The 5,912-nt window shown below is 54.6% G+C and carries 7 protein-coding genes; 1 reads left to right on the top strand and 6 read right to left on the bottom strand.

The window, feature by feature from the left end:
• Positions 1-306: 306 nt before the first annotated feature.
• From ABJO75_RS19450 to ABJO75_RS19425, 6 genes are all read right to left on the bottom strand, one after another.
• Positions 307-909 (bottom strand): SCO family protein, encoded by a 603-nt coding sequence (locus ABJO75_RS19450; protein WP_348414090.1) that lies wholly within the window; start codon positions 907-909, stop codon positions 307-309.
• 494 nt (positions 910-1,403) lie between these two features.
• Entirely contained in the window at positions 1,404-1,577 is a 174-nt protein-coding gene (locus ABJO75_RS19445; protein ID WP_348414089.1) for a hypothetical protein, read from the bottom strand.
• Complete coding sequence (locus ABJO75_RS19440) at positions 1,571-2,854, bottom strand: DUF6538 domain-containing protein (protein WP_348414088.1); 1,284 nt, start codon at positions 2,852-2,854, stop codon at positions 1,571-1,573. Before ABJO75_RS19440 ends, ABJO75_RS19445 begins: the two co-directional genes overlap by 7 nt.
• A 43-nt stretch (positions 2,855-2,897) precedes the next feature.
• A complete protein-coding gene (locus tag ABJO75_RS19435; protein WP_348414087.1) occupies positions 2,898-3,086 on the bottom strand; it encodes a hypothetical protein in 189 nt (62 codons plus the stop codon).
• Positions 3,079-3,246: a hypothetical protein gene (locus ABJO75_RS19430; RefSeq protein WP_348414086.1), complete on the bottom strand. Its 168-nt coding sequence runs from the start codon at positions 3,244-3,246 to the stop codon at positions 3,079-3,081. Before ABJO75_RS19430 ends, ABJO75_RS19435 begins: the two co-directional genes overlap by 8 nt.
• A 260-nt stretch (positions 3,247-3,506) precedes the next feature.
• Positions 3,507-4,505, bottom strand: a complete 999-nt coding sequence (locus ABJO75_RS19425; RefSeq protein ID WP_348414085.1) for a toll/interleukin-1 receptor domain-containing protein — start codon at positions 4,503-4,505, stop codon at positions 3,507-3,509.
• Positions 4,506-4,770: 265 nt separating this feature from the next.
• Here ABJO75_RS19425 and ABJO75_RS19420 point away from each other — a divergent pair, with 265 nt between their 5' ends.
• The gene (locus ABJO75_RS19420; RefSeq protein WP_348414084.1) at positions 4,771-5,571 is read left to right on the top strand and encodes a hypothetical protein; all 801 of its coding nucleotides are present in this window, start codon (positions 4,771-4,773) and stop codon (positions 5,569-5,571) included.
• Positions 5,572-5,912 lie beyond the last annotated feature (341 nt).

The following is a 5,912-nucleotide window of genomic DNA, read 5'->3' as shown; positions in this document are numbered from 1 at the left end:
CCATTTTCCGCACCCGCCGTACCCGATTTGTTCTATTTGGGTGCAGCGGGTGTGGGGCATAAACAGGGGCATTTTCCGTACCCCGAGCGACACCGACCGCTTAGCTACATCACTGATGGTTGACTGGCTGGGGTGGTAGGAATCCTTGCCGGTCGATACAGACCATCGGCTTACCGTCGGCGGGTGACGAACTGGGGCGGTTTGGGGGGCAGTCGGCGTCGGGCAGGTTGGGGTGGACGGGTCCCGAGCGATAGCGAAGGTGGTCGAAGCGTCGGGGGGTGTCCGTCCAGTGGATCCGATGCCCCTTTACATGTGGTCGACGAAACACTCGATTGAATCCGCAATAGCTTCTGGCGACATATCCCGACGGAAAAATTCGACAAACCCATGTTCTGGCAGGACCAAATAGCTGAACGTGGAATGATCAACGAGGTAATAGTCATCCTCTGCTGGATGCGCCTTGTAGTAGGTCTTGAAGGTTTGGCTTGCGGCTTTCACCTGCCCGGGCGAACCGGTCAACCCGATCATGCGTTCGTGCAGGTTGCCTGCAAAATCACCAACCACTTCGGGAGTGTCCCGCGCGGGATCGATCGAGATGAACACGGGCGTTACTGACTTGCCGCGCTCTTCGAGGATATCGATGGCCTCGGCGTTACGCGCGACATCGAGCGGGCACACATCCGGGCAGAATGTATAGCCAAAATAGATCAGCGTGGGCTCGGTCACGACATCTTTGTCCGTCACTGTTTCGCCTTGCGAATTGACCAGCTCGAAAGGGCCACCAATCTGGTCGGAACCACCGGCAATCTGGCTGGCGCGGCATACTTTGAAATCCGGCGATTCATCGGGCTGAGCTGCAAGCAAGTCTTCAGAAGCAAACTCTGCAAGGAAATCGATTGCTATTGCCATGAGTTGAGGGGAAATTTCCGAACAAACCCCGCCGACAATACCTTCAGGTGTGGCAATTTCGTACTTCTCGTCGTTGATCCACATCACTCCCCGGTGGGTCAAAACTACATATGGTCCACCAACGGCCAACGACTTGACCTCTTCGTAGGGCAGGTTCGTCTGAATAACATCTCCGTCACTATCAAGCACAAATGATATGACCTGGATCTTGTTATCGATATTGCATGCAAATATCCGAAAGTGGTCGCTTTGAGATGCCGTGAACAAACCACCAAATGGATTTGAGTCTTTGGCCAACACAGCGCTATTAGGAAAGATGAGTGTTGCGCACGTGAGTGCATAGAAGACGAGCCTGAACAACATTGAATCACCATAGTTAAATTTCGGGATCATCACAGCTCCTTAAACTCAGATTGGGCACCTCACCTCGAATAGCAAAAAAAATGAAGTGAGGCACCCCCGGCAAACCCGCTAAGGGTTCACCGAGGGTAGAGTCATGGTGGTTGCCGATGGACGACATAGTCCGCCAGCCACTGCCAGTAGGCGTCAGCGTTGACGAAGCCCTGAGACTGGGCAGCAAGGTCTTCAGCCTCCCGGCGTGACAGCCCGCCATCGAACTGAGCGATCGCGGCCCGCTCCTCGAACGCATCGATGTCAGGGATCAGCATGGCAGTTGAATCTGGTCAACGATCGACCGTTTTTGCTCGTCACTGATGCCCGCCGAATATATCCCGTAGGTGATCCCGTTCTCTGACCGGGCGGACTTGTGGCCAACCAGAGACGCGGTCCAGTGCTCAGGGACGCCGGTTCGTTCGCACTGCGTGATGAACCACTTCCGTGTTGAGTGAAACACCAACCCCGGGCGCTCAAGCGACAGCCGGGACCGCAGCCGCGCAAACCCCTTGGTGACTTCGTTCACCGTAAGATCAGGAAACAGTGGTCCACTGGTGGGCAACTCAGAGAGCAGGGCCTCCAACCGAGGATGGACCGGAACCAATCGCTCCGCCGCATCAGTCTTCAGCAGCCGCAGATCATTAGGTCGAACATGAACGAAGCAGCCGAGGTTGCCCTTGGCGACGAGATCGTCCCGCAGCAAGCCAACCGCCTCACCGGCCCGCATTCCAGTCAGCAAACAAGTCAGAAGGACGGGATGTAACTGCCGATCTTCAGCCCCCAGCAGCCTGAAGACCTCCTCGTCAGTCGGAACGGCATAGGGCTGAGGCCGGACTTTCTGATCGAACAACACTGTCTTGAAGGGGTTGGTTGACAGTTGCCCCTCGTAGACCACCCAATCGAGGAAATGGTTGACCTGCGACCAGATACGCTTCTGGGTTCTGACCGTGATCCGGGTGGTCTTGGTCGATGAGAAGGTAACCAGTTGATCCAACCCCAGCCCTCGTGACGCCTCTGACTTTCCGATGACAGGTGACAGTTGGGCGATCAGACCGAGGAACTCTCGACCGTCCTCCCGGTTGACCCCCGTCACTGCTCGGTCACCATAGCGGGACAGGAATAACTCGACCGAGTAGCGGACACTCTTGAACCCACCGGGACGTAACTCCCGTTGTCGCCGCATAAGGTAGCGACGACCGACTTCGGCAACTGGAACGACCGGCTTCGGTGCAACCCGCTCGAAGGGCACCTGTTCAACTTGCTCCAGAGTGGCCCGGAGGCGAGCGAGAGCATCGGTCGATGCCCCCTCCCATCCAACCGACTCAGTCGCTTCCTGAGCGGCAGCCTCTGCGCCAGAGATGACCTGTTCGACCTGAGCTTCGTACCGGGCGTTGACCGCCGCAGCACGAACCCGCGCGGTCCTGACGTCACTGGTCTTCAGCGACTGTTTCAGCGCTTGAGAGCCGAGGACTACCGCGATGTCCCGGGGATAGTTGCGGCGATACAGCCACGTGTTGCCCTTGCGATAGGCATACTGAATTTGAGCAGACATACTGTCTCCTCCTTTCTTGATTTGATTTTTTGGAAGGGAGCCGTCAGGCAGGGTCGACGACCCGCACGATCAACTCGATTGACGGTTCGCCGTAGTGACCCGCTAACGGCCCTGTGACGGCGGTACCGGTGACGCAGTCCTCGTGGATTGAATCGACGCGAAAGCGATGTTCCGGCACGTCATCGAAGGCTCGGATAACGACGACGGCACCGGGTCGAAGGTTTTCAATCATGGTCGGACTTCCACGCTGAAACGACTGCGACGACCACCAGCGCCGAGACGGCAGGGTGAGAGCGGGCAACGACCCAGATCACGGTGGCCACGACCGCCTTGGGTGGCGGAGACGAAAGAAAACCCCCGGCGATGACGCCGAGGGCTGAAAGGTAACGCATTGGTCTAACTCCTGTTGTTCCTATTTTAGATACAGGAGGTTCCTCGGTTTCCGTGGGTGCGTCGGGGGTACGAGTAAGTACCTAACTACGGCTTTCAACCCGCACCGGCCAAACGTAGTCTGGGCATACAACGACCGCTTCCAGCCCCATTGCGGCCATTCCCCGAGTGCAATATTATGATTCAGAGCTACGACAGTTGGCTTGTTGGCAACTCGGTGACGAGATTGCAGGGCGAGGAGTGACGAGTGTGTCCGGGGGGCTTACGAGTTCGCGAAAGCTCCAGTGTCTGGGTCAACCAGCCCTTCAAAATCAGGGATGTCGGTCTGCTCAGCGAATAGCCGATCGATTAGGAAACGCAATTCCGTAATTAGACTAGCGGTGAATCTACTTCCATCTGTAAGCTGTTCACCCAAGTGGCTGTGCGTCGACCCGTCGAGCACGAACGAGAGGCCTTCTAGAATTTCGCGCGCCTGTTCCGGTGTCGCCGTTTTTAGATCCCGGTGCGCTTCAACCATGACCTCTGCGAGCCAGGGCATACGGCCTCGCACGAAACCGGTCAGAATTAGCAAAGATAGATTGCCGTAGCTAGATTTCTTTAAAGTGCGCATCATTGAAGCCAAGCGGAGACTGTTTGCACGTTCGTCGCGCATACTGGATTGGTGCACGTTCGGTTCCATGTTCTCATGATCGAAATCACGCAGTTGAACACCGAGCCCGCGCACCTGAAAAACTAACTCCTCGAGAATTTCGGTCTGAGGGCGCGCATGTTTTTCATCATCTTCCTTGTTCGGGATATCATCAAGCTTCTGCCGCAACTTTTCCCAAAGGGCCGGGACAAGCTCCTCAATGTGCGCGTCCTCAGCCTGTTGCTCGGCAACTTTGTTGATGGATTTCGCGACGTCCAACATGCCCTGTTGGTCAACCTTCAATGCTTGAAATTGGGACAACGGCCCGCTTAGATCACTCAATTCAAGTCCAAAAAGTATCGGGATGACCTTCGCGTCAAGCATTGATTTGGATAGTGCACCTGCCTCAAATAGTATCCACTCCGAATTAATGTTCTCAGGGGTAATGCAAAGGATGCCAAAGTTTGAGGACTCAAGTTCCCCTGCGATGGCCTGCGCCCATCGATCCCCTGCAGAAATGTCTTTATCTGAGACCCATGGTTTAGTGTACTGTAGTATCAGCGGAAGCCATTCTTTAAGTGCAATGGCAAGCGCTTTGCTGCGTGTTCCGCTCCAGCTGATAAATACTTTCATGGAATCTTCCGCTCTGATGCTCACCTACCAGAGAATAACTACCCATAATCTGCTTGAAAACAAGCGGGTTGACTTTGTTTGCTTCGCCCTATCCATCAAAAACCGCCCCCACCAACGTCCCGCGATTGCCCCCCGATTAGACGGCCAATATTGAATTTGTTGGGCTGTTTCGGTCAGTTTGCTGAAATCAACTTGATCGAATCGAGAAGCATGTGCATGGTTATCAAACTTTTTAGAAAGTTTTTGCAGTGTAAGGGGTTAATCTATGCGCAAGTCCAAATTTCTTTTGAAATCATCAATTCTAGTGTTGGCGCTGGGCGTCATACCGCTGCCTGCGGCAGCAGTTACTATGCAGGCTGTTTTCACAGGCCACGTTAGATTTATCACTGATGGAGAACCGCTCGGACTTGATAGCAACGTACCCAATACAACTAGTGCAGAAAGTGGAAACAGTTCAGACCGCGTCAGCTACACCGCAAAGTACATTTACGACACAGACCTAGCGACGACACTTGGCGAACTTGATACTGACTTTGAGCCTATGCTAGCATCTTCACCTAATACCGCCTTTGTACCTATTTTGTCTTCTTCACTTACCATCAATGGGCACACTTTCGAACTCGGCACAGGGCAAGCGACCTATATGCCTTACTTCACTGGTGGTGATGAAAACATCTGGGCTCAATACAATACGAGCATTGAAACAGTGGATCAGGAATCGCGGTTTTCTGGGTCCATGGGGCAAAGAGCGTTCTTTCACCTTCCAGACCCGGAATTTGACTATGCCGCTGCAACTAGTGATCCGGAGAATAGCGAGTTAGCGCCAGATTTCGGATATGAGTTTTTTACTGACCAATTTCGCAGACGTATCTTCGCAAGTGAACGCCAATTTAGCCTTGCTGAACGCGATTTGGACACCGGCGAAACCATTTGGCGAACTAGTGGTCTTCTCTTCCACGAGACAATGCAGGTATCCGCTGTTCCGCTTCCGGCGTCTCTACCAGTACTCTTCTGCGCTATCGGAACTCTAACGTTGCTTAGACGGCGCAAGCGAGCCTTGCCATAGAACTTGAACCTCCCATTGCTGAATTCGTAGCTAAAGGGTTCAGCATACAATGGCTGGTTCGGTCCGCAGCATCGGTTGCTCTGCCCTTGGCCGCGCTCTGATCGAAGGTCTGATACTGCCCGACGCCGACTGCCCCCCAAACCGCCCCAGTTCGTCACCCGCCGACGGTAAGCCGATGGTCTGTATCGACCGGCAAGGATTCCTACCACCCCAGCCAGTCAGCCATCAGTGATGTAACTAAGCAGGCGGTTCCTCAAGGGGTCCCCAGAATGCCCCCGGAAATGCCCCAGTCGATCGTCCCCCACCCGTGGCACCCGGGCACACCTATGACGGGTGGTTCG

Origin of the sequence: Sedimentitalea sp. (assembly GCF_039973035.1) — a bacterium.
Classification (GTDB): Bacteria; Pseudomonadota; Alphaproteobacteria; order Rhodobacterales; family Rhodobacteraceae; genus Sedimentitalea.
Note: the sequence above shows the minus strand (reverse complement) of the source record. Positions and strands in the feature narration are given on the sequence as shown.